Below are 22,270 nucleotides of genomic sequence, written 5' to 3' on the forward strand. Positions count from 1 at the left end.
ACGGGGCCGGGCGGACGAGCGGGTTCCGTCGAGTCAGTCTGCGGCGCAGACGGGCGCGAGCGCCAGGGCCAGGGCCTCGCGGTGCAGGCGGTCGAGGCGGGCGCGGGTCTCGGCGGCACGGCGGGCGTCGGCGAGGGCGGGCGCGCAGCGGCGCGGCACCCCGCGTACCGGCTCGGTGTCCTTGAGCAGGTGCAGCAGGCGCGGGGTGAGCAGGTCGAGCCGCGGGCGCAGGTCGCCCGCGAGCCCCGGCCGCGGCTGCGGGCGCAGCGCGGGCTCGGCCCGCCAGCGGGCGTGCAGGCCGCGCCGCACCAGGTCGGCCGCCTCCAACTGGGCGCGGAAGAACCACACGCCGGTGGTCGCGGGCAGGCCGATCTCGACGGAGTGCTCGGTGACGGCGTCGAACAGCTCGTGCTCGGTCGTGAGGTCGGCGGCCGTGCTGGTGGTGGGGGTGCCGTACTCGGCGGCGGCGACCGCGTCGGCCAGCAGCAGCCGGCGTACGGTCAGCTCCGCCAGCTCGGGCAGGTCCTCGAGCCCCGCGGGCCCGGGCAGCGCCGCCGGGTCGTCGGTCGTGGTTAGACCGGCGTGCAGGGCGGGCGCGGTGGTGACGGCCAGCAGGACCGCGGCGATGGCCGCGGCGTGGCAGGCCATGGGTAGTGCCTTGTGAGGCATGACGATGACTCCTGTGCGTGAAATCTCGACAACGCACCGTACATGCCCCTCGCCCCGGGCCACCATCCGCCCCCGCGATCACTGACGATGACGACACTCCCGCATGGCCGTCAGGGGAAGGTTCGCTGCCGGGAAACGGCCTGGTGTGCCACACTTCACTTTCACCTAAGAAGGGGGCAAAGGATGGCGAACCGCTATCTCTATCTCGCACGGCACGGCGCGGCGATCGACGAGGGCGAGCTGAGCGAGACGGGGTGCGAGCAGGCCGAGCTGCTCGGCAAGCGGCTGGCCGAACATCCCATCACCGCCGTGCATCACGGCCCGCTCCCCCGTGCCGCGCGTACCGCCGAGATCGTGGCCCGTCACCTGCCCGGCGCCGAGGTGCGGACCGGCGACCTGTACGGCGACTACGTCCCCGCCGCCCCGCCCCGCGACGAGCTGCCGCCCGCGCGCGCGGCGTTCCTCAACGGCTTCACCGACGCCGAGCTGACCTCGGGCCCGCCGCTGGCCGCCGCCGCGATCGCCCGGCACGCCGGCCCCGCCGACGTCGAGACGCACGAGCTGATCGTCACGCACAACTTCCTCATCGCCTGGTTCGTCCGGCACGCGCTCGACGCGCCCGAGGCCCGCTGGATGGGGCTCAACCAGGGCAACTGCGCCCTCACCGTCATCCTCTACCGGCCCGAGGTGCCGCCTTCGCTGATGTTCTTCAACGACATGAGCCACCTGCCGCAGGACCTGCGCTGGACCGGCTTCCCCCCGGCACTGCGGATGTGAGCACGGCATGGGGCTGGAGATCGAGAGCCGGCGGTCCGACTCGCCGTACGTCGAGCGGGTCTGGCGCAGCCGCAGCAGCGACGTCACGGAGATGATGTCGGTCGCCTCGGCGCGCTTTGACCTGGTCTTCTGGGAGGAGCGCGGCGAGACGCACGTGGCCGTCCAGGGGCCGGAGACGCGGGCGAGCGTGGCGCCGGTGCCCGAGGACGCCACGTTCTTCGGCATCAGCTTCGCGCTCGGTGTCTCGATGCCGCACCTGCCGTTCGAGCGGCTGGTCGACGGCAACCTGCTGATCCCCGGCGCCACCCGGCGCTCGTTCCACCTGAAGGGGTCGTCCTGGCACCTGCCGGGCTACGACGACGCCGAGGCGTTCGTGCGGCGGCTGGCGCAGGAGGAGGTGCTGGTCCGCGACCCGCTGGTGGCCTCGGGGGGCGGCCCCGTGTCGTGGGTGTCGGAGCGTACGCTGCAGCGGCGCTTCCTCGCGGCCACCGGCCTGACCAGGAACGCGGTCCGGCAGATCGACCGGGCCAGGCACGCGGCGGTGCTGATCAGGGACGGCGTGCCGGCCGGCGAGGTCGTGCACCGGCTCGGCTACTTCGACCAGCCGCACCTGGCGCGGTCGCTGGCCCGCTTCGTCGGCCGCACCGCCACCCGGCTCGCCCAGGCCGACCCCGCCGAGCCGCTGTCCCTGCTCTATCGCAGCAGCGCGAGCCCGCACCGCGCCGACGACTGAACCCGCCGACCGAAGGCCCGCCCACCGGCGGCTGACAACGATGTCTTGACAGAGCTTCCCCGGCTTGAAACCAACGGGCCCGCCAGCACCCCAAGCTCGCCCGACATTCGGCCACCCTTGCCGTCGCGGTGGAGACCCTGCTGGAGGTCACCGAGTACGGCGACGAGTTGGTGGGCGGTCATGCCGGTGCTCCGGCCTCGACGGGCAGCTCCGACAGCCGCCATTCCAGCATGCCGTCGGCCAGGCGGATCGCCCGGCGGCCGCGGTCGGTCAGCAGGCGGACCGCGTCGTAGGCCAGCACGCAGTACTCGCCGCGGCAGTAGACGACGATGTCGGCGTCGGCGGGCAGCTCCGCGATGCGCTCGGCGAGCTCGGCGACCGGGATGGACACCGCGCCGGGAATGTGGCCGGCCAGGTACTCCTCCACCGGCCGTACGTCCAGCACCATCACCTCGCCGCCCTGCACGCGGGCCCGCAGTTCCTCCCGGCTGACCTCCACCGCGCCGTCCTCGCCGAGATAGGCCTGGCGTGCCAGCGGGACGGCGGCCTGGTGGTGCTCGGCGACCTTGCGCAGCAACGCGAACAGCTGGGCGACGTCGTCGCCGGCGAGCCGGTAGTGGATGCGCACGCCGTCGCGGCGGGTGGTGACGAATCCGGCCTGCTTGAGCGTTTGCAGGTGAGCCGAGGCAGTGGTCAGGTTCAACCCGGCGGCCCTGGCCAGGGCTTCGACGGTGCGCTCGCCCTGAGCGAGCAGGTCGAGCAGCTCCAGGCGCTTGCCGCTGGCCAGTGCCTTGCCGCTGGCCGCGAAGGCTTCATACAACGTTGCCTTGGCCTGGGTGGGGGTCGCGTCCATCTTCCATTCCTCCATTAATCTATGGAATATCGTACCTAGGAGTGTGGGTCGTACGCGACTCTCCCCGGCCCTCGGTGGGCCAGATCTTGGAGGACATCATGGGATTCGTCGACGACCACCTGATACCGCTGGTCGATGAAGGGCTGGGCAACAGCGCCTACCTGCTGGACCTGGGCGACGGCCGCGCCCTGGCCGTGGATGCGAGCCGTGACCTTCGCGCCCTGCACGCCGCCGCCCGGCGGCGCAGCCTGCGGGTGGCGTACGCGGCCGACACGCACCTGCACGCCGACTTCCTGTCCGGCGCCGTGCAACTCGCCCACGACACACAGGCGACCGTGCTGGCCTCCGCCGCCGGGAAACGCGCGTTCGGCCACCGGGGCCTGGCCGACGGTGAGGAGGTCGACCTGGGCGGGCTGCGGCTGCGCGCGCTGGCCACCCCCGGGCACACCGACGAGCACCTGTCGTACCTGCTGCTGGACGACGGCCGCGAGCTGGGGGTGTTCACCGGCGGGTCACTGATCGTGGACTCGGCCGCGCGCACCGACCTCCTCGGCACCGAACGCACCGGGGAACTGGCCCGCGCCCAGTACCGCTCGCTGCGCCGGCTGGCCGCGCTGCCGGACGCGACCGCGGTGTGGCCCACCCATGGTGCGGGCTCGTTCTGCTCGGCTCCGCCCGGCGCCGAGCGCATCACCACCATCGGCGCCCAGAAGCAGACCAACCCGCTGCTGGCCGCACCGGACGAGGACACCTTCGTGGAGCGGCTGGTGGCGAGCCTGGGCTCCTACCCCGCCTACTTCGCCCGCCTGACCGAAATCAACCGGCGCGGCCCCGCCGTCCTGACCGGCACACCGCCGCTGCCCGCCCTGAACGCCGGGCAGGTCGAGGCGCTGCTGGCCGACGGCGGCCAGGTCGTCGATGTCCGCCCGGCGGCCGAGTTCGCGGCCGGCCACATCCCCGGCGCGCTGTCCATCCCGCTACGCGATCAGTTCGCCACCTGGCTGGGCTGGCTGCTGCCCGACACCGCACCCCTGACCTTCGTGGCCGGTGACGGCCAGGACCTGGACGAGGTCATCTGGCAGGCCCGCAAGATCGGATACGAGCGGCTGGCGGGACATCTGGCCGGCGGCATGCCCGCCTGGCTGGAGGCCGGGCACCCGCAGGCCACCACCGCGTTCGTCACCGCCGACCGCGCCCCGGCCCGCCCGTACTTGGACGTGCGGCAGGAGGCCGAGTACGCCGCCGGGCACGTGCCCGGCGCCTTGCACCTCGAACTCGGCGACCTCGCCTGCCACGCCGCCGACGCCCCGGCCGGTGCGGTGGTGGCCTGCGGGCATGGTGAGCGCGCCATGACGGCCGCGAGCCTGCTGGAGCGCGCCGGGCACCCCGGCGTGACCGTTCTGAACGGCGGTCCGGCCGAGTACGCCGCCGCCCACGGCCTGCGGCTCGACACCGCCGACACCGCCGACACCGCCGACACCGACGCCGCCGACGCCGCCGACATCGCCGACATCGCCGACATCGCCGATGGCGGTGCCCGGTGAGCACCACCGCCATCCCCCCGGTGCGGCTCGGGCTGCGAGAGAACTGGCTGCAGTTCACCCTGCTCGTCGTCGTGAACATCTGCGTCGGCGGCCTGGTCGGGCTGGAGCGCACCACCGTGCCGCTGATCGGCACCGACATCTTCGGGCTGACCAGTGACCTGGCGGTGTTCTCCTTCATCATCGCCTTCGGCCTGACCAAGGCGGCCACCAACCTCGCCGCCGGTGCGCTGACCGCGCGCTTCACCCGCAAGCAGCTCCTGGTCGCCGGCTGGCTGATCGGCACGCCAGTACCGTTCATGCTCGCGTGGGGGCCGTCGTGGTGGTGGATCGTGGCCGCGAACGTGCTGCTCGGGTTGAATCAGGGCTTGGCTTGGTCGATGACCGTCAATATGAAGATCGACCTGGTCGGCCCGGCTCGCCGCGGGCTGGCCACCGGGCTGAATGAGGCCGCCGGCTACACCGCGGTCGGCGTCACCGCGCTGCTCACCGGCTATCTGGCCACCGCCTACGCGCTGCGCCCGGCCCCCGAGCTCATCGGTGTCGTCTTCGTCGCCACCGGCCTGATTCTGGCGCTGACAGTGCGCGACACCGCCGCGCACGTCGCCCTGGAGCTCGCCCAGCACCCCAAGCCGCTGCCCGACGGCGAGAACACCGGACTCGCGGCCACGTTCGCCCGCACCTCCTGGCGGGAGCGGCCGCTGCGCGGCGCCAGCCAGGCCGGGCTGGTCAACAACCTCAACGACGGCCTGACCTGGGGCGTCTTCCCACTACTGTTCACCGACCACGGTCTCGGCCTGGCCGCCGTCGGATTGATCAAGGGCTTGTATCCGATCCTGTGGGGCCTCGGGCAGATCCCCACCGGCCATCTGGCCGACCGCGTCGGCCGCAAACCCCTGATCGTCTACGGCATGCTGGTGCAGGCCGGCGGCTTCGTCCTGGCCCTGGTGCTGCTGGAGCGGCCGCTGCTGGCCGGGATCCTGTCCGCTGTGGCGCTCGGCCTCGGCACCGCCATGGTGTACCCGGCGCTGATCGCCTCCGTCTCCGACCACGCCCACCCCGCCTGGCGCGTCAACGCGCTGGGCACCTACCGGTTCTGGCGCGACATCGGCTACGCCGCCGGAGCCCTCGTGGCGGGCATCCTCGCCGACGCCCTCGGCCTGGAGGCCACCGTCATCGCCGCCGCCGTGCTCACCGCCGCCTCCGGCCTGCTCGCCGCCCGCTGGATCACCGAGGCTTCCTCTCCACCCCGCCGACGAATACGATCAGCGTGGGCAGCGCCATGACCTCGAACCGGCCAGCCGGCTCCGGCGCGTGGTCCAGCCGCACCATGCCCACCCGCGGCCGGCCCGCCTGCTCCAGCGCGGCCTCCTCCAGCACCGGGGCCGGCGCCTTGCACGGACCGCAGCCGCTCGCCCAGAAGTCCACCAGGAACGGCTGCGTCCCCGCATCCGTCGGCTCGCCGTCGAAGCCGGCCACGTTCAATGCGAGGGGCGTGGTGTCCATAGCGTTACTCCCTGCTGTCCGTATCGATGACGACCCATGCCGCTCACTCATCGCCGCCCCGCACAGCTGTGCCGATGATGGGGAAGGAGACCGGGGTGCGCGCGGGCGGGAACAGGAATCGGAGCTGCCCGCCGGGCTTGAGCACCCGCCGCGCTTCGGCCAGCGCCGCTCCGACGTCGGGTAGCGAACACAGCACCATGCACATCACCACCGCGTCCGCGCTGTGATCGGCCGCGGGCAGGTGCTCGGCGACGCCGGGCACCACCTCCACCGGGACCGCTGTCTCGGCGGCGGCGGCCTGCGCGCGCAGGCGCGGTTCCGGTTCCACCGCGATCATCCGCGTCACCTGGGGCGGGTAGTGCGCGAATTTGACGCCGTGCCCGGCGCCGGCCTCGACCACCTCGCCGGACAGGCCGGCCAGCAGCTCGCGACGGCGTTCGGTCATGCCGCCCCGGTCCATGCCGGCGGCCATCTTGGGATACATCCAGCCGAACAGCGGCCGCCGCCTGTTCACCTGTCTGTTCGTCTTGGTCGCGCTCATGCCGGTCACCAGGTCACCGGCAGCGCGGTCAGCCCGCCGGTCAGCGTGCGCCTGTCGAAGGTCAGCTCCTCTACCGCGCAGCCCAGCTCCAGGGTGGGGAGGCGGGCGGCGAGCTGGGAGAAGACGACCTGCAGCTCGATGCGGGCGAGCGGCGCGCCGACGCAGTAGCGGGCGCCGTGCCCGAAGGTCAGATGCGGTACGGCGGGCCGGTCGACGTCGAACCGGTCAGGCTCGGCGAACACGTGTGCGTCGTGGTTGGCGGCGCCGGTGTCGAGCAGCACGAGGTCCCCGGCGCGCACGCGCACGCCGGCGATGTCCAGGTCTTCGCGGGCGTAGCGGGGGATGCCGCCGCCGCCCAGGCTCGGGGCGCGCAGGATCTCCTCCACCGCGGAGTCGATCCGGGACGGGTCGGCGACCAGGGCCTGCCATTGGCCCTGCGTGGCCAGCAGCCACAGCACCCCCTTGCCGATCGCGGTGACCGTGGTCTCGTGCCCCGCGAACAGCAGGAACATCCCCATCGCGGCAGCCTCGTCATCGCTGACCCCGTCGGTGGCGGCCAGCCGGGCGATCACATCGCCGTCCGCGTCACCCTCGGCCCGCTTTCTGGCCACCAGCTGCTGCCCGTACGCGAACAGCGAGCCCAGCCCTTGAGCCGAACGGGTGCGGTCGGTGATGTCGGCGGCCTCCTGCGCCCAAGCGCGGAACTGCTCGCGGTCGGTGTACGGGACGCCGAGCAGCTCGCAGATGACCACGATCGGCAGCGGCAGCGCCAGCGCGGCATGCAGGTCGGCGGGCGGCCCGGCCTTCTCCAGCTCATCGAGCAACTGGGTGGTGAACTGCTCGACGCGGCCGCGCAGCGCGCGCATGCGCTTGGGCGAGAAGTGCGGCTGCAGCAACGCGCGCATCCGCCGGTGGTCGGCCTGTTCGGTATCGAAGCCGCCCAGCGGCCCGCCGAACAGCTCCGACTCTCCCGTACGCGAGGCGCGTTCCGGCTCAGGGTGAGCGCGGCCCAGCCGGGCGTCGTCCAGCAGGGCGCGCACCTCCTCATACCCCGTCACCTGCCAGCCGGGATCGCCGACCGCGGTACGGATGGCGTGGATCGGGCCCGCGGCCTGCAACCGGCGCAGCAGCGGCGGCGGCTGCAACGGGCCAGGCTGCTCGAACGGCAGCTGTACAAGATCGGACACAAGCCCTCCTGAAGTAGATTTCTATTTGTAGACTCTGACATATAAGAAGCTACATGTAGACTTTGCCTTCTACAAGTGGAGGTCGGGATGAGGACTGAAGCGGGCCAGAGCCAGCACGGGACCGGGTCGGCCCAGCCGGTGCGCAGGCTGCGCCGCGCGGAGCGGCGCGAGCAGATCCTGGACGCGGCCACCCGCGCCTTCGCCCGCGGCGGATACACGGCCACCGGCCTGGACGACATCGCCGCCGAGGCCGAGCTGACCCGAGCGATGCTGTACCGCCACTTCGACTCCAAGGCCGACCTCTACCGGGCCGTACTGGACCGCGCGTGCATGCGGCTGGCCGAGGCCACCGGTGCCGACGACTTCGACGAAAGCGCCATCCCCGCCCTGCTGCGCGCCGCCGCCGCCGACCCCGACGGATTCAAGCTGCTGTTCCGCTACGCCGCCCGCGAGCCCGACTTCCGGGACCTGATCGACTCCATCACCGACGCCTCCCGTGAAGTCGGCCGACGCAACCTGGCGCGCGTCATCCCAGAGGGGCCGTGGCTGGATTGGGCCGCCAACCTGATCCCCGCCTTCACCCTGGAGGCCGTCATCGCCTGGCTCGACGCCGGCCGGCCCGACCCCGACCAGGCGGCAAAGCGCATCACGGCTGCCGTGCACGGCGTCATGGCCGCCGCCCACCCCACCGGGTGAGGATGCGAGGCGAAATGTCGCCGCCTTCTGCTTCGCTATGACGCATGACGACGGTGAACCGGGAGCGAGGCGACCAGCGTGGAGAACTTCTGGGACACCTTCGTCGCCGAAACGCTGCCCACTCTGCCGGTGCGCTCGTGAACCCTCGTGACCCCGTGGGAACCGAGCAACGAGCGGCTGGACTGGCTGGAGCAGCGGCCAAGATCTGCTTCAGGCGGTCATCGCCCGCCAGCGAGGCCTGGCCGCCGCGCTGAACGAGGTGGACCCCTTCTACCGTTACGAGGTGCAGATCCGCTCCGGCCGCGTAGTCCATCGCCTTGACGAACTCCGGCCGCACCTTGATGCGGGTGCTGATCTTCTCGGCGAAGACCGGTTCGCAGCCCGCCCCTTCAGGGCGTCGGGCTGGCTGTCCAGCTCCTGCTGCGCCGTACTGCACCGGGCATGGCCGACCCTGGTCGGCCTCACCGCGCCCACAGGCGCCACAGCGTCCCAGGGCCGGGCGCGCCTGCCAGACGCGGCCGGGCCCGCGCTCGGCGGGCGTACGCACCTCCGGTTCGGTCCGCAGCTGCGGCACCAGCATGAAGCGAGGCGTGCGGTACTTGGGCGCTACCTTGCCGCCCCGCGTCCGACAGGAGCTGCCCGCGGGCGCCATACACATCGGGCAATCGAACTGCTCGATGGCGGCGGCCGGATCCGCGAGCTCGGTCATGTCGCAAAACCTGTCGCGGACGCTGTTCTGAGAAGAGGGTCTTGCGAGAGGTTCTGAGAACGAAGATCGAGGACAAACCGGACACCGCCGTTACGATTGATCACTTTCGCAGAACTGGTCATTTCTGCGAACATCGCAGGAATCCCCACAGCCACGAGCGAGGCTGGGGAGGGTCTCCGACCCGCAGACGGATGTGCGTACCGGGCACCCAACCAGGCCCCCGCAGTTGCGGCTCGGAGATGCGGATGCGGCGCACGCGCTCGGCGATCGGCTCGATCTGCGTGATCCTCCCGTGCCGGAACACGTTCAGCACGGCAACTCCCACCGTTCACCGGTCGGCAAGTCGGTCACGAGCAGGTCCGGGCCGGCCAGCCGCGCTGCGTCCGAGGCGGTACCGTTGGGACGGAACAGCCGGGAGAGCGGGTCATGCCCGTGGGCGTCGTGCACCGGGACCAGCACCCGCGCGCCGAGTACGGACGACCCAGCGATGGCCTGCGCCGGACCCATCACCAGGCGGGGGCCGAACAGCAGGCGCAACCCGTTGACCGGCAGCAGAGCGAGGTCCACCGGCGGCTGCCCGGCTCGGTACCGCTCCAAGAGCGCGACGTCGGCAATCTCACCGCCGAAGAACACCCGGCCCCCTGCGGTGTCGAACGCGTAGGCGTTGTTGGGCCACATCAAGGTCCGTCCCGCGGGCACGACCCGCATGGACACGCCGGGGGCGATATCGCGAGTCTGTCCCCAACTCAGGCGCTCCGCCCGCAGGAAGCCGAGTGCTCGGGCGCGGCGCGCCATGCCGGCGGTGGGCACGTACAAGGGGGTGGTGTCCCTGGCGGGCAGGGCGCGCAGCGCGGGCAGATCCCAGTGATTGGTGGCCAGGTTGGTGACGACGATGGCGGCGAGCGGGGGCAGGTCGCCGATCCCTAGGCCCAGCGGCTCTCCCCGGCGCAGCCACCACCGTTCGGCGAACCACGGGTCGGTGAGTACGGCGCGACCGTCCAGCTCCAGCAACACGCAGGAATTGACCACGCGAGTGACCGCGATCGATGATTTGATCATGCCGTCAGCGTGCCGGTTAATGTACACATGAAGTCAAGCGAGAGACTGGCCATCGGCGAGCTGGCACAACGGTTCGGCTTGGCCACACACGTGCTGCGGCACTGGGAAAGCATAGGGCTGCTGCAACCCGCGCGGCGTGCCGATGGCCAGCGGTCATACGGGGCGGCGGATCTGGAGCGCGTGGCGCTGATCCTGATGGGCAAGGAAGCCGGGTTCACGCTAGGGAAGCTGCGTGCACTGCTGTCCACCCCCAGCCCGATGGACCACCGGGACCTGCTGCGCCGCCACATCGAAGAGCTTGAGCAGCGCATCTCACAGGCACAGGCGGCCAAGGAGCTGATCGAGCATGCGCTTGCCTGCCCGCACAGCTTCGCCGAGTGCCGACACGCTCGCGACCAGATCGCGTCACGGATTCCTCCCTCCTGAGCCTTTTCAGCCAGCATGACATGATTTCGCAGGTCAAGCGCACTGGAACGGGCCGTCCACGCTATGGCCAAACGCGACTTCTCGTTCCTACGCCACTCAACCCCCGAGCCGAGCCCGTGGATGGGCGACCTTCAGAGGTTCCAGTTCATGCCGTCGGCGGCGGAGGGCGTGCCCGACCCGTCGCGCACGGCCCGCGCGCTGCCCTTCCGCCACGAGCGCGAGGTCGCTAGCCCGCACCTGTACGCGGTCACCTTCTTCAGCGGGCTGATCGAGCTGCTCGCGCCCGCACCGCCGGCCACCTCGCCGCTCGTGCTGGACGGGAGGACGGCTCGCAGCTCGACGGCGAGGTCTTCGAGGGGCGGGCCCGCTTCACCGGCCGGGCAACGTGCGCGACCTGTCCAACCGCTCGCCCCGCACGCTCGACCTGGCCGAGCTGCTGGGCGACGGCACCGCCTTCTACTTGCGCATCGGCGACAGCCGGCCGGAGGACGGCTGGGGCTCCTGGCTCGCCAGGGGCCGCCTCGACCTCCTGCGCGCCTGACCACCCAGCGTGCCCGGGGGCCGCTCCCCCGGGCACGCTCGAACACCGTTATCCGCCCGTGATAACAGCAGAATCGGCAATTTTTTTTGCACTGCTATGATGTTTTTGCATTACTGAATATCGCGCCTAGCATCGGCATCCCTTGCGAAAGGAACGCACGATGCGAGACGCGCAACCCAGTCAGACCGCGCTCATGGCCGCCGCCGCCCGGGCCGCCCACCTGCTGGTGGACGACGAGCCGCACCTTTTCCGCGACACCCTGGCCGCACCCCTGCTCGGCGCCCTGGCAGAAAAGCCCCTCGAATACCACCGCGCATTCGGCGACCACGTCGTACTGGCCGGCACCCGCGCCCAGGTGACCGCCCGCAGCCATTACACCGAGCGCCGCGCAGCGGAATCGGCCGCGGCGGGCGTGCGCCGGCACGTGGTGCTCGGCGCGGGACTCGACACCTACGCCTGGCGCGCCCGGCCCGGCGTGCACGTGATCGAGGTGGACCACCCCGGCACCCAGGGATGGAAGCGCGACCTGATGGCCGCGGCCGGGCTCGATCGGCCGTCGCGCCTGACGTTCACCCCGCTCGACCTGGAAACCGGCGACCTGACCGCGCTGCTCGCCGGCGACGAGCCGGCGTTCGTGAGCTGGCTCGGCGTGACCATGTATCTCACCGGGGAGGCCGTCGCCGCCACCCTCGCCGCACTCGGCCGCCTCCCCGCGGGCAGCGAAGTGATCATCGAGTACGCCCTGCCGCCCGCCCTGCGCGACGAGCGCGGCACCGCGTACGCGGAGTTCGCGATCGAGGCGGCGGCCGAGCGTGGCGAGCCGTGGCTGTCGTTCTTCGCCCCAGAGGACCTGACGGCCCTGCTCAAGCGGCACGGCCTGGAGGCGGTGGAGCACGTGCGGCAGGAGGACTGCGTCGAAGATGCCCTGTGGCGGCGTAGGGACGCGCTGCGCCCCGGTGACATGTGCCGGCTCGTCCGCGCCTCGACCTAAGAGTTCCGAAAGGTACGCGTTCGGTCTGCTCGGCGGCGCGGCGTCCCGATCAGCCGCCCACCGCTTGCTACTCTCTGCACCTGAATGGTGACGTTTAGTACGGTGAGGAGCTCGTTGTGAAGGTCGCCTGCGTCGGCGGCGGACCCGCCAGCCTGTATTTCTCCATCCTGATGAAGCGCGTGGACCCGTCCCACGAGATCACCGTCTACGAGCGTTACCCGGCCGGCGCCACCTACGGGTGGGGGGTGACGTACTGGGAGGAGCTGTTCGACTACCTGCACGAGGTCGATCCCGAGTCGGCCCGCGCGATCGGCGAGTCGTCGGTGCGGTGGGACAGCTGGGTCGTGCACGTGCAGGACCGCGCGACCGTCACCGTCGAGCACGGCGACGAGGGCTTCGGCGTCGGGCGGCAGCGCATGCTCGACATCCTCGCCGAGCGGGCCCGCGACCTGGGCGTGGACATCGCCTACGAGCACGAGATCACGCCGGAGACGGAGTTCGCCGACGCCGACCTGGTGGTGGCCGCCGACGGGATCAACAGCGTGCTGCGCGAGCGGCACGCCGAGCATTTCGGCACCGAGGTGTCGGTCGGCCGCAACATGTACATGTGGCTCGGCACCACCAAGGCGCTCGACGCGTTCACCTTCGCCTTCACCGAGACGCCGCACGGCTGGATCTGGGGCTACGGCTACGGCTACGACTCCGGGCACAGCACGTTCATCGTGGAGTGCGCGCCCGACACCTGGCGCGGGCTGGGCTTCGACACGGCGAGCGAGGCCGACGGGCTGGCCCTGCTGGAGAAGCTGTTCGCCGAGGTGCTCGACGGCCACCCGCTGATCGCCCAGACCGAGTCGGGCGGCAGCGCGCGCTGGCTGAACTTCCGCACGCTGACCAACCGCAGGTGGTACCGCGACAACGTGGTGCTGCTCGGCGACGCCGCGCACACCACGCACTTCTCGATCGGCGCGGGCACGGCGCTGGCGCTGGGCGACGCCGCCTACCTGGTGGAGGCGCTGCACTCGGCGACCGGCCTGGACGCCGCGCTGGCCCGCTACGAGCGCGAGCGCCGCACGGCGATCCGCGTCTCGCAGCGGGCGGCCAGGCGCAGCGCCCGCTGGTACGAGAGCGTGCCGCGCTACGTGAACCTGCCGCCGCGCCAGCTCATCGCGCTGCTCAACGAGCGGCACTCGGCCGTGCTGCCGTACGTGCCGCCGCGGCTGTACTACGTCACCGGCCAGACGGCCGGCACGCTGGCGTGGCTGGCGTCGTGCCTCATACCGGGACGGCGCCGCCGGACATCGGGATGAGATGACCCGGCCTGCGGCGGCGTGAGGCCCGGCCGGCCAGGAACGCGGCCAGCAGCGCCGACCCGATCAGGACGGTCTTGGGCCTGGTCACGACCTTCCTGACCCGGGTCTTCACCCCCGGTTTGGGCGCGACGGCCGTCCGGGCGAGCGTGACGGCCCTGTCCTTGCCGCGAGACCTCGTCTGCTGCGTCCTCATGCTTTCCCCCCGCTTGCTCGGCGGCACGTCTACCCAGGTCAGCGCCGTCCATGCGGGTGGCGGTCAGTCCTCGCCGGTCTCCCAGCGGTAGACGTACGACATGACGAACCCGAGCAGGCCGGTCACTCCGGCCGCGACGGTCATGGGCAGGCCGAGCGCCGCGACGGCCCCCGACACCAGCCCGGGGCTGCCCGCGATCAGGCCGGCGGCCTGGGCGAGCACGAGGACGACGCCGAGCGCGAGGAACAGCACGAGGCCGATCTTGAACAGGACCATGGTGAGACGTCTCATGACGGAGGGCTCCTCTCAGACCGGCAGCACGCCGGTCGAGACCAGCACGCCGATGACCAGGGTCGGGATGACGAACCACAGGATGAGCCGGCCGAACGTCCTGGCCGGGTCCACCTGGGCGATGCCGCTGGCGATGTAGATGGGGGCCGCTCCCGGCGGGGACGCGCCCTCGGTCGAGGCGAAGATGAGGATGGCCGTGGCCGCGGCGGCGGGCGCGACTCCTGCCGCGGTGAGCGCGCTGAAGGCGACCCCGCCGACGGCGGCGATCGTGGCGGTGCCGGTCAGCGGCGCGGCGATGACGACGAGCAGCAGGCCGACGATGGTGGCGATGACGACGGCGGGCGCCTGCACGCTCTGCATGATCGTGGTGAGCTGCTCGACCAGGCCCAGCTCGCCGAGGCTGGCGGCGGCGGCGAAGGCGAAGAACAGGGTGGCGCCGATGACGGCGTAGCGGGGGGCCATCTCGCCGAGCAGGTCGTTCCAGGCGCTCGCGGTGCGCGGCAGCCGCCGCCAGGCGACGGCGAACGTGGCCAGCACGGTCAGCACCGGGATCCACACGACGATGCTGATGTCGCCGGCCGCCTCACCGACCTGCGACTCCATGAGCGCCTTGCCGAACTCCAGCGTCATCAGCACGGGGATGGCGATGCCGGCGTAGACCAGCAGCGAGGTCCATCCCGCCCGCAGCGCGGCCCGCAGCGGCACGATGTCGGCGGCGTCGGTCGCGGCGATGCGGTGCCTGCGTACCCACAGGAAGACCACCACGAACCGGTGCGCGACCGTCCACAGGCCGCCCACCAGGGCGGGCACGAACAGCTGGTCGGCGGTCAGCACCGGCGCCACGGCGGCCGAGCCGAGCAGCAGGAACATCGACGAGCTCGGCGGGATCGAGATGCCGAGCCCGGCGTTGCCTGCGACGAGCGAGGCGGCCAGGTCGGGCCGCCAGTTCGAGCGGATCATCCAGGGGATGGTGACCGAGCCGACCGAGGCCGAGATGCCCGAGCCGGACCCCGAGGGGCCGCCCAGCAGCGCGGCGGCCGACGTCGAGACGTAGCCCGCGCCGCCGCGCAGCCGGCCGAACACCGAGTTGAGCACCGTGACCTGCTCCTGGATGAGGCCGAGCCTGGTCAGCAGGTACCCCATGAAGACGAAGGCCAGGGCGGCGAAGACGACCTCCTCGGCCATGGCGTCGGCGATGCCCGCCCAGGCCAGCTCGAAGAAGCGGGCGCCGCCGAAGAGGCACACGCCGGCGAACCCGATGAGCATCGCCTCACCGATGTTGCGTTTCAGCACGCCGTTCCAGACGACGATGATGACGATGTAGGCGACGAGCGCCCATACGGCGATTCCCACGGCGAAAGTCCTCCAATGGGGGTGGGGCTGGGGGTGTTCGGCGAGCCTTCGCCGACGGTCAGGTTCCCGGCGGGGTCAGGTGCCGGGCGGTGCACTCGCCGGGGGCGGGGGCGGGTCCTCCGAGGGCTGGGCCTGCAAGGGCGGGTCGGCGAGGTGGCGGGCGAGTGCGAGGGTGCGGCGGGCTCTGGTGACGATGGGGGCGTCCACGAAGCGGCCGTCGGGGAGGGCGACCGCGCCGACACCGTCCCGTTCGGCCTGCTCGGCGGCGGCGACGATCTCGGCGGCCCTGGCCGTCTCCTCCTCGCCGGGACGGAAGGCGCGCCTGATGGCGGGGATCTGGCGGGGGTGGATGGCGGTCCTGCCGAACAGGCCGATCGCGCGGCCGGCCAGGCAGGAGGCGAGCAGCCCGTCCTCGTCCTTGACGTCGGGGTGGACGGACATGGGCACCGGGGGCAGCCCGGCCGCGGCGGCGGCGAGGACGACCTGCAGGCGCAGGTGGTTCATGGCCTGCTGATCGGTGATGCCCAGCTCGGCGGCGAGGTCCTGCTCGCCGAGCGCCACTCCGGCCACGTGCGGGTGCGCGGCGATCTCGCGGGCGTTGACGATGCCGGCCGCCGACTCCAGCAGCGCGTACGCGGGCGCGCCCGTCAGCGTGTCGAGGACGGCGGCCGACTCGACCTTGGGCAGCCGTACGGCGTCGGCCAGGCCGGCGACGGCGGCCAGGTCGTCGCGGCCGCGCCCGGTGGCGGGGTCGTTGACCCGCACGTGCAGCACGCCGCCGTCGGGGCGGGCGCTCAGGTAGGCGACGGCGTTGGCCCTGGCCTCGTCCTTGCGGACGGGGGCCACCGCGTCCTCCAGGTCGATGATGACGACGTCCGCGCCGGACGCGACGGCCTTGGCGAACCGCTCGGGCCGGTCGCCCGGCACGTACAGCCAGGTCACCGGCGGGCGCTCGGAGGCGCTCACGCGATCACCCCTTCCTCGCGCAGCCGCGCGATGCGGTCTTCGGGGTAGTCGATCTCGCCGAGCACCTCGTCGGTGTCGCGGCCGAGCGGGCGGCCCGGCCAGCGGATCCCGCCTGGGGTGTCCGACAGGCGGAACAGCACGTTCTGCATGGTGAGCGAGCCCAGCTCCTCGTCCGGCACCTCGACGAACGTGCCGAGCGCGGCGTACTGGGGGTCCTCGGCGAGGTCGGTGACGTCGTAGATGGGCGCGACGGCGGCCTGCGCCTGCTCGAAGGCGGCGATCACCTCGTCGGCGTCGCGTTCGGCGATCCAGGAGGCGACGGCCTCGTCCAGCTCGTCCACGTGCTGCACCCGGCCGTGCCCGCTGGCGAACCACGGCTGCTCGACCAGGTCGGGCCGGCCGACGAGGGTGACGACGCGCTCGGCGATGGGCTGGGCACTGGTGGAGATGGCGAGCCAGCGTCCGTCGCGGGTGCGGTAGGTGTTGCGCGGGGCGTTGCTGCTGGAGCGGTTGCCGGTGCGCCGCGGCACGACCCCGAGCGCCTTGTACGCGCTCATCTGCGGCCCGAGCAGGCCCAGGATCGGCTCGATGATGGCCATGTCGATGACCTGGCCGCGCCCGGTGCGCTCGCGGGCGTGCAGGGCGACCATGATCGCGTACGACATGGCGAGGCCGGCGATGCCGTCGGCGAGGGCGAGCGGCGGCAGGGTGGGCGGCCCGTCGGGCTGGCCGGTCATGGCGGCGAAGCCGCTCATGGCCTCGGCGAGGGTGCCGAAGCCCGGCCGTCCCGACATCGGCCCGAACTGCCCGAACCCGGTCATCCTGGCGACGATGAGCCGGGGGTTGAGCTCCAGCAGGTCGTCGGGCGAGAGGTTCCAGCGTTCCAGGGTGCCGGGACGGAAGTTCTCGATCAGCACGTCGGAACGTTCGGCGAGGCGGCGCAGGATCTCCTGCCCCTCGGGGCGCGACAGATCGACGGCGGCGGTGCGCTTGTTGCGCGAGAGGGTCTTCCACCACAGGCCCACCCCGTCGACCGAGGCGCCGTGCCCGCGCGAGGGGTCGCCCCGCCTCGGGTGCTCGATCTTGATCACGTCGGCGCCGAAGTCGCCCAGCATCATGGCCGCGGAGGGACCGGCGAACAGGGTCGCCGCGTCGATGACCCGCAGGTCGTCGAGGCTCGTCATGGGTATGTAACTTATAAGAAATATGTCATAGGTCAACCATGTGACCATTTTGCGAGACACTTAGGGACATGTCAGCCACCGAGCCGCGGCCGCCCATGAGTAAGGCCGACTACGTCTACGCCGTGCTTCTGGAGGAGATCCGGTCGGCGCGGATCCCCGGAGGGACCGCGGTCAGGGCTGGGGAGGTGGCCAAGCGGCTGGGGGTGTCGGTCACGCCGGTGCGCGAGGCGCTGCGCCGGCTGGAGAAGGACCGGCTGATCAGCTACGAGGCGCACCACGGCGCGACCGTGATCGACCTGGGTGACGAGGCGCTGGCCGAGTACTACGGGCTGCGCGCCGTCGTCGAGGGGCTCGGGGCGCGGCTGGCGGCGTCCAGGATCACCCGCGAGGAGCTGGCCGGGCTCAGGGAACTGCACGCCGCGATGGCGCGCGACGCCGCCGACGGCCGCAACGACCGGCTCGGCGAGCAGAGCAGGACCTTCCACCTGCGCATCGTCGACATCGGCGGCCCCGCTTTCCTGGGCGGCCACGCGAGATCGGTCCGCAACAGCTTCCCCGTCCCCGCCGAGGCGTCGCTCTGGCTGGATGAGACCCAGGTCAGGGCCCAGCTGGACGCCCACGAAGGCATCCTGGCCGCGCTGGAGGCCGGCGACGGCGAGACGGCCGAACGCATCATGATCGACCACGTCCAGCACGCCGGCACCTACCGCCGCCACCAGTGACCGGCCGCCACGGCCCTCCGCGTCTGCGCGGCCTCGCGGGTGGTGGTCAGGTCGTGGAGTTCCTGATCTCGTCGAGGACGTCGGCGGTGGAGTCGACCGGCAACGCCGACAGGGACAGGCGGGCGAAGGCTTGCTGGTGTTCCTCGACGCGCCGCCGGTCCTCGATGACGACCGGCGCGTGCAGCAGATGGAGCACCAGCGTGTCGGGGCTGGCGGGGTCGGCGAAGCGGAGCAGGGTGAACGGCGGCCCCTGGTAGAGGTAGCCGCTCTCGGCGACGGGCCGGGCGGCCTGCAGCGCGATGTGCTGCTGCTTGGTGGCCGCGGTGAGGGCGTCGAGCTGGGCGAGCCGGTCCTCGGCCCGGCTGAGCGGCGGATCGAGCAGCGCCGTACGGTCGAGCACGGCCCAGAGGCGCGGCCCCTCCTGCCGGTCGAGCACCTGCTGCCGGACGGTGATCAGCGAGGCCATGGCGGCGGCCCGCTCGTAAGTGGCTCCCGGCAGCAGCCCCGCTAGGGCGGCCGACAGCGCGTAGGCGGGGGTCTGCAGCAGCGGCGGGATCTGGTGGGGGCAGTAGGTGTAGATGATCTGCGCCCGGTCCTCCAGCTCCAGGAACGCCGACAGCGCCAGGGGCACACCGGGCGCGTCGTACCAGCCGGGCATCCGCTCCTCGCGCAGCAGCGACAGCACGCGCGCGACGTGCTCGCCCTCGCCGTACAGCGCCAGCAGCGTGCGCACGGTGCCCTCCCGGGGCGCGACGAGCCCGTGCTCGATGCGGAAGATGGTGGAGGTGTTGAGCCCGGCCGCGTCGGCGGCGGACTTCATCGACAGTCCGGCACCGGCGCGCAACGAGGACAGCCGGGCCGCGACAACGCTCAACTGCATACGTCTGTCACAGCCACCGATGACAAAAATCAGCGTTTACACCAGGTCTATTGCAACAGTGTGACGGTTGATGCACGATGGCCACTCTAGTGGCCTGACACGTTATGCATACGCCGATCCGAAAGGCAGTGACTGTGGCGGACGCGTGGATGCTCCATCCCGACTACCGGACTCCCCCGGTCCCCACAGAGACGGACGTACCGCCGGGCCCGTGGCGTCACCCCGACGGCGGCCAGATCATGAACGGCACCTACGAGCGCCAGCTGCCCAGACGCCAGATGGAGGTCGTGACCGTGTGGTACGGCTATCCGCTGAGCCACTGGCGCGGCCCGCGGATGCCGCGCTTCAGCAGCCCGATGGTATCGGCCTGGAACCCGGTGCTGGCACAGGGCCTGGCCGTCGATCCAGCGGCGCCGGCGCCGTACCGCGACGAACTGTGGTGTGACCGGTGGATCGCCGAGGCCCTGCTGTACGGGCGCAAGCCGTACGGCGCGTTCACGCTGCCGGTGGACGAGGCGATGCGCTGGTTCGCCAAGAGCGGCGGCACGAACCTGGTCTACCAGGCGCGGGCCGAGGACGACCTGGTGCGGGTGGTGGCGGGCACGTCGGAGCGTTACGGGCAGCTGTTCGACCTCGACGCGCTGATCGCGGACTACCGGGAGGCGCTGCCGAAGCCGCTGGCCGACCGGGAGGCGGAGGCGCTGGAGGCGCATCGCACGGTCTCGCCGGCGCTGTCGTACGTGCTGAGCGAGCCGGCCGAGACGCTGTTCGCGCAGGCGGCGCTGTCGGTGCGGGGCCTGACGCTGGGCTATCCGCCGCGCGAGACGGCGGCCAGGATCGTCGCCGGCGCCGCCTCGTGAGCCCGCTGGACGTCAAGGGCGTGCTGTTCGACCTCGACGGGACGCTGATGGACCATCGCGGCGCGACGGACGCGGGCATCACCGCCTGGGTGGCGGAGCACTTTCCCGGCCATCCGCGGCTGGCGGAGGCGGCCGCGTTGTGGGCGGCGCTCGAGGTGCCGTACCTCGCGATGTGGCACGAGGGCCGCTGCACGGTGCAGGAGCAGCGGCACCTGCGGCTCCAGGCGCTCTGCGCCGAGCTTGACGTGCCCGCCCCTGCCGACCTCGGCGCCGCCTATGCGGAGTTCGCCGCCCGTTACCGCGGCGCCTGGGCGGCCTTCCCCGACGTGGCGGAGGCGGTGGCGGGGCTGGCCGGGTTCGCGCTGGGGGTGCTGACCAACGGGACGCAGCCCATGCAGGAGGCGAAGGTGCGCGCGATCGGGCTGGCGGGCCGGGTGGGGCCGGTGCTGACGGGCGAGGTGCTGGACGGCTGTTTCAAGCCGGCGCCCGAGGCGTACGAGCGGGCCGCGGCGGCGCTGGGGCTGGCCCCGCACGAGGTGCTGCTGGTGGGCGATGACGTGGTCAACGACGTGACGGCCCCGGCGGCGGCGGGCATGCGCTCGGTCTGGCTGGATCGTACGGGCGCGGAGCCCGGCCCCGAGGGCTTCCCGCGCATCACCTCGCTGACAGAGCTGGCGCCGCTGCTGACGGCCTGAACCGGCTACGACACCAGCTTGACACATTTGTCAGGACATTCTGACCTGCGTTAAGCTGATCAGCATGACCGCCAATCTGGCCATCGACCTCGACCGGTCAAGCCCCGTGCCGCTCTACTTCCAGGTGGCCGAGCAGATCGCCGAGGCGATCCGGCGAGGCGACCTCACGCCGGGCTCGCGGCTGGACAACGAGATCCTGCTGGCCGACAAGCTCGGCCTGTCGCGGCCGACGATCCGCCAGGCCATCCAATATCTGGTGGACAAGGGCCTGCTGGTGCGCAAGCGCGGCGTCGGCACGCAGGTGGTGCACGGCCAGGTCAAGCGCTCGGTCGAGCTGACCAGCCTCTACGACGACCTGCGCAGGGCGGGCCAGGAGCCGGCCACGCAGGTGCTGGCGCTGGAGCCGCGCCCGGTGGAGGAGGACATCGCCGCCATCCTGGGCGTCGAGCCAGGCTCACAGATCCTCTATCTCGAGCGGCTGCGCTTCGCGGCGGGCGAGCCGCTGGCGGTGCTGCACAACTGGCTGCCGCTGGGCCTGGCCCAGCTCAGCGCGGCCGACCTGGAGAGCCGCGGCCTGTACGAGCTGCTGCGCGGCGCGGGCGTGCGGATGCGGGTGGCCAATCAGCGCATCGGCGCGCGGGCCGCGGGGCAGGCCGAGGCGCGGCTGCTGGAGGAGCGCAGGGGCGCGCCGCTGCTGACGATGGTCCGCACCACCTACGACGACCAGGGCCGGGCGGTCGAGCACGGCTCGCACGTCTACCGGGCCTCCCACTACTCCCTAGAGGTCACCCTCATCGAGCGCTGAGGCGGCGCGGCGGCGCAGATAGAGCGTGGTGGCCACGCCGAACACCACGGCCGCGGCCAGCCCGGCCCAGGAGAAGCCCTTGAGCCACTTCTCGGCCACCAGCCCGAGGTAGTAGATGACCGCGGTGGTGCCGGCCGCCCACACGACGCCGCCGAGCACGTTGGCGACCGCGAAACGCCAGTACGGCATGCGCAGCGCCCCCGCGAGCGGCCCGGCGAGGATGCGGAGCAGGGCCACGAACCGCCCGAAGAACACCGCCCACATGCCGAAGCGGGTGAAGTAGCGCTCGGCCCTGGTGATGTGGCGGGGCCCGAAGTGCTTGGGGAAGCGGCGGCCGAGCCGGGCGAACAGCGCGGAGCCGCCCTTGCGGCCGATGGTGTAGCCGGCCGAGTCGCCGACGATGGCGCCCGCGCCGGCGCAGGCCGCCACCCACGCGGGGTGCACGACGCCCTTGGCGGCCAGGATGGCGCTGCTGACCAGGACGATCTCGCCGGGCAGCGGGATGCCGAGGCTCTCCAGCCCGATGACGAGGGCGACGGTGGCGTAGAGCCAGCCCGCGGGGATCGCCTGCAGCCAGTCGTCGATGTGCACCGCAAAACCCTAGCGCCGTCCGGACGCTGCTCGATCCGGCCGATGTTTACGGGATATTTCGCTCGGATCACGTTCGATTCAGTCGGGCCGTAACCCTTGGCAAGTGACCTTCCCGACTTCTAAGGTGCAGTGCAATGCCACACATTACTGGGATGGTTCATGACGTCTAAGCAGGTCACGCCACCGGCCGG

27 protein-coding genes are annotated in these 22,270 nt (G+C 71.9%); 13 read left to right on the forward strand and 14 right to left on the reverse strand.

Going from position 1 to position 22,270, the window contains the following annotated elements:
- Positions 1-33: 33 nt before the first annotated feature.
- Entirely contained in the window at positions 34-669 is a 636-nt protein-coding gene (locus AB0K18_RS06970; RefSeq protein WP_364910969.1) for a hypothetical protein, read from the reverse strand.
- Positions 670-852: 183 nt separating this feature from the next.
- Between AB0K18_RS06970 and AB0K18_RS06975 the strand changes: the two genes are divergently transcribed.
- Complete coding sequence (locus AB0K18_RS06975; protein WP_364910971.1) at positions 853-1,446, forward strand: histidine phosphatase family protein; 594 nt, start codon at positions 853-855, stop codon at positions 1,444-1,446.
- 7 nt (positions 1,447-1,453) lie between these two features.
- On the forward strand, positions 1,454-2,179 hold the full coding sequence (locus AB0K18_RS06980) for a helix-turn-helix domain-containing protein (protein ID WP_364910974.1): 726 nt from the start codon (positions 1,454-1,456) through the stop codon (positions 2,177-2,179).
- 178 nt (positions 2,180-2,357) lie between these two features.
- Here AB0K18_RS06980 and AB0K18_RS06985 read toward each other — a convergent pair whose 3' ends face one another.
- Positions 2,358-3,032 (reverse strand): metalloregulator ArsR/SmtB family transcription factor, encoded by a 675-nt coding sequence (locus AB0K18_RS06985; RefSeq protein ID WP_364910977.1) that lies wholly within the window; start codon positions 3,030-3,032, stop codon positions 2,358-2,360.
- Positions 3,033-3,130: 98 nt separating this feature from the next.
- On the opposite strand from AB0K18_RS06985, the gene AB0K18_RS06990 reads away from it, so the two are divergent.
- Together AB0K18_RS06990 and AB0K18_RS06995 are read left to right on the forward strand one after the other, a co-directional pair.
- Complete coding sequence (locus tag AB0K18_RS06990; RefSeq protein ID WP_364910980.1) at positions 3,131-4,576, forward strand: rhodanese-like domain-containing protein; 1,446 nt, start codon at positions 3,131-3,133, stop codon at positions 4,574-4,576.
- Positions 4,573-5,859: an MFS transporter gene (locus AB0K18_RS06995; protein ID WP_364910983.1), complete on the forward strand. Its 1,287-nt coding sequence runs from the start codon at positions 4,573-4,575 to the stop codon at positions 5,857-5,859. Before AB0K18_RS06990 ends, AB0K18_RS06995 begins: the two co-directional genes overlap by 4 nt.
- On the opposite strand, the gene AB0K18_RS07000 is transcribed toward AB0K18_RS06995, so the two are convergent.
- From AB0K18_RS07000 to AB0K18_RS07010, 3 genes are read right to left on the reverse strand one after another with little or no spacing between them, the layout of a single operon-like run.
- Positions 5,801-6,079, reverse strand: a complete 279-nt coding sequence (locus tag AB0K18_RS07000; protein WP_364910986.1) for a thioredoxin domain-containing protein — start codon at positions 6,077-6,079, stop codon at positions 5,801-5,803. The two genes, AB0K18_RS06995 and AB0K18_RS07000, sit on opposite strands and share 59 nt — an antisense overlap.
- A gap of 43 nt (positions 6,080-6,122) precedes the next feature.
- Positions 6,123-6,620, reverse strand: coding sequence for a class I SAM-dependent methyltransferase (locus tag AB0K18_RS07005; protein ID WP_364910989.1), 498 nt, complete (start codon positions 6,618-6,620; stop codon positions 6,123-6,125).
- A gap of 5 nt (positions 6,621-6,625) precedes the next feature.
- Entirely contained in the window at positions 6,626-7,807 is a 1,182-nt protein-coding gene (locus AB0K18_RS07010) for a cytochrome P450 (protein WP_364910992.1), read from the reverse strand.
- 87 nt (positions 7,808-7,894) lie between these two features.
- Between AB0K18_RS07010 and AB0K18_RS07015 the strand changes: the two genes are divergently transcribed.
- Positions 7,895-8,503, forward strand: a complete 609-nt coding sequence (locus AB0K18_RS07015) for a helix-turn-helix domain-containing protein (protein WP_364910995.1) — start codon at positions 7,895-7,897, stop codon at positions 8,501-8,503.
- Between the two features lie 1,015 nt (positions 8,504-9,518).
- Here the strand turns inward: AB0K18_RS07015 and AB0K18_RS07020 are convergent.
- On the reverse strand, positions 9,519-10,271 hold the full coding sequence (locus AB0K18_RS07020) for an MBL fold metallo-hydrolase (RefSeq protein WP_364910998.1): 753 nt from the start codon (positions 10,269-10,271) through the stop codon (positions 9,519-9,521).
- Positions 10,272-10,298: 27 nt separating this feature from the next.
- Between AB0K18_RS07020 and AB0K18_RS07025 the strand changes: the two genes are divergently transcribed.
- Entirely contained in the window at positions 10,299-10,697 is a 399-nt protein-coding gene (locus AB0K18_RS07025; RefSeq protein WP_364911001.1) for a MerR family transcriptional regulator, read from the forward strand.
- A gap of 131 nt (positions 10,698-10,828) precedes the next feature.
- Here AB0K18_RS07025 and AB0K18_RS07030 read toward each other — a convergent pair whose 3' ends face one another.
- Entirely contained in the window at positions 10,829-10,996 is a 168-nt protein-coding gene (locus AB0K18_RS07030; RefSeq protein WP_364911004.1) for a hypothetical protein, read from the reverse strand.
- A gap of 86 nt (positions 10,997-11,082) precedes the next feature.
- On the opposite strand from AB0K18_RS07030, the gene AB0K18_RS07035 reads away from it, so the two are divergent.
- The 3 genes from AB0K18_RS07035 (at position 11,083) to AB0K18_RS07045 (ending at position 13,536) form a co-directional block, all read left to right on the forward strand.
- Positions 11,083-11,238 carry a hypothetical protein gene (locus tag AB0K18_RS07035; protein ID WP_364911007.1) on the forward strand — a complete coding sequence of 52 codons (156 nt, stop codon included), beginning with the start codon at positions 11,083-11,085 and terminating at the stop codon, positions 11,236-11,238.
- A gap of 160 nt (positions 11,239-11,398) precedes the next feature.
- A complete protein-coding gene (locus AB0K18_RS07040) occupies positions 11,399-12,229 on the forward strand; it encodes an SAM-dependent methyltransferase (protein WP_364911010.1) in 831 nt (276 codons plus the stop codon).
- Positions 12,230-12,345: 116 nt separating this feature from the next.
- Positions 12,346-13,536: an FAD-dependent monooxygenase gene (locus AB0K18_RS07045; RefSeq protein WP_364911013.1), complete on the forward strand. Its 1,191-nt coding sequence runs from the start codon at positions 12,346-12,348 to the stop codon at positions 13,534-13,536.
- Here the strand turns inward: AB0K18_RS07045 and AB0K18_RS07050 are convergent.
- The 5 genes from AB0K18_RS07050 to AB0K18_RS07070 all read right to left on the reverse strand — a co-directional run bounded on the left by AB0K18_RS07050 (position 13,502) and on the right by AB0K18_RS07070 (position 17,526).
- The gene (locus tag AB0K18_RS07050) at positions 13,502-13,732 is read right to left on the reverse strand and encodes a hypothetical protein (RefSeq protein ID WP_364911016.1); all 231 of its coding nucleotides are present in this window, start codon (positions 13,730-13,732) and stop codon (positions 13,502-13,504) included. The genes AB0K18_RS07045 and AB0K18_RS07050 overlap by 35 nt on opposite strands.
- Positions 13,733-13,795: 63 nt before the next feature.
- Positions 13,796-14,023: a hypothetical protein gene (locus tag AB0K18_RS07055; RefSeq protein ID WP_364911018.1), complete on the reverse strand. Its 228-nt coding sequence runs from the start codon at positions 14,021-14,023 to the stop codon at positions 13,796-13,798.
- 15 nt (positions 14,024-14,038) lie between these two features.
- Positions 14,039-15,376 carry a TRAP transporter large permease subunit gene (locus AB0K18_RS07060; RefSeq protein ID WP_364911021.1) on the reverse strand — a complete coding sequence of 446 codons (1,338 nt, stop codon included), beginning with the start codon at positions 15,374-15,376 and terminating at the stop codon, positions 14,039-14,041.
- 75 nt (positions 15,377-15,451) lie between these two features.
- Complete coding sequence (locus AB0K18_RS07065) at positions 15,452-16,342, reverse strand: CoA ester lyase (protein ID WP_364911024.1); 891 nt, start codon at positions 16,340-16,342, stop codon at positions 15,452-15,454.
- Positions 16,339-17,526 carry a CoA transferase gene (locus AB0K18_RS07070; protein ID WP_364911026.1) on the reverse strand — a complete coding sequence of 396 codons (1,188 nt, stop codon included), beginning with the start codon at positions 17,524-17,526 and terminating at the stop codon, positions 16,339-16,341. Before AB0K18_RS07070 ends, AB0K18_RS07065 begins: the two co-directional genes overlap by 4 nt.
- A gap of 68 nt (positions 17,527-17,594) precedes the next feature.
- Between AB0K18_RS07070 and AB0K18_RS07075 the strand changes: the two genes are divergently transcribed.
- Positions 17,595-18,248: a GntR family transcriptional regulator gene (locus AB0K18_RS07075; protein ID WP_364911028.1), complete on the forward strand. Its 654-nt coding sequence runs from the start codon at positions 17,595-17,597 to the stop codon at positions 18,246-18,248.
- Positions 18,249-18,294: 46 nt separating this feature from the next.
- Here the strand turns inward: AB0K18_RS07075 and AB0K18_RS07080 are convergent, their stop codons facing one another.
- Complete coding sequence (locus AB0K18_RS07080) at positions 18,295-19,122, reverse strand: Scr1 family TA system antitoxin-like transcriptional regulator (RefSeq protein WP_364911031.1); 828 nt, start codon at positions 19,120-19,122, stop codon at positions 18,295-18,297.
- A gap of 140 nt (positions 19,123-19,262) precedes the next feature.
- Here AB0K18_RS07080 and AB0K18_RS07085 point away from each other — a divergent pair, with 140 nt between their 5' ends.
- From AB0K18_RS07085 to AB0K18_RS07095, 3 genes are all read left to right on the forward strand, one after another.
- Complete coding sequence (locus AB0K18_RS07085; protein ID WP_364911034.1) at positions 19,263-19,988, forward strand: hypothetical protein; 726 nt, start codon at positions 19,263-19,265, stop codon at positions 19,986-19,988.
- Positions 19,985-20,683, forward strand: a complete 699-nt coding sequence (locus tag AB0K18_RS07090) for an HAD family hydrolase (RefSeq protein WP_364911037.1) — start codon at positions 19,985-19,987, stop codon at positions 20,681-20,683. Before AB0K18_RS07085 ends, AB0K18_RS07090 begins: the two co-directional genes overlap by 4 nt.
- Before the next feature lie 64 nt (positions 20,684-20,747).
- The gene (locus tag AB0K18_RS07095) at positions 20,748-21,488 is read left to right on the forward strand and encodes a GntR family transcriptional regulator (protein WP_364911040.1); all 741 of its coding nucleotides are present in this window, start codon (positions 20,748-20,750) and stop codon (positions 21,486-21,488) included.
- Here the strand turns inward: AB0K18_RS07095 and AB0K18_RS07100 are convergent.
- Positions 21,462-22,079 (reverse strand): DedA family protein, encoded by a 618-nt coding sequence (locus tag AB0K18_RS07100; protein WP_364911043.1) that lies wholly within the window; start codon positions 22,077-22,079, stop codon positions 21,462-21,464. The genes AB0K18_RS07095 and AB0K18_RS07100 overlap by 27 nt on opposite strands.
- Between the last annotated feature and the right edge of the window lie 191 nt (positions 22,080-22,270).

This window comes from Nonomuraea sp. NPDC049421, assembly GCF_040677005.1.
In the GTDB taxonomy this organism is placed as follows: Bacteria; Actinomycetota; Actinomycetes; order Streptosporangiales; family Streptosporangiaceae; genus Nonomuraea; species Nonomuraea salmonea.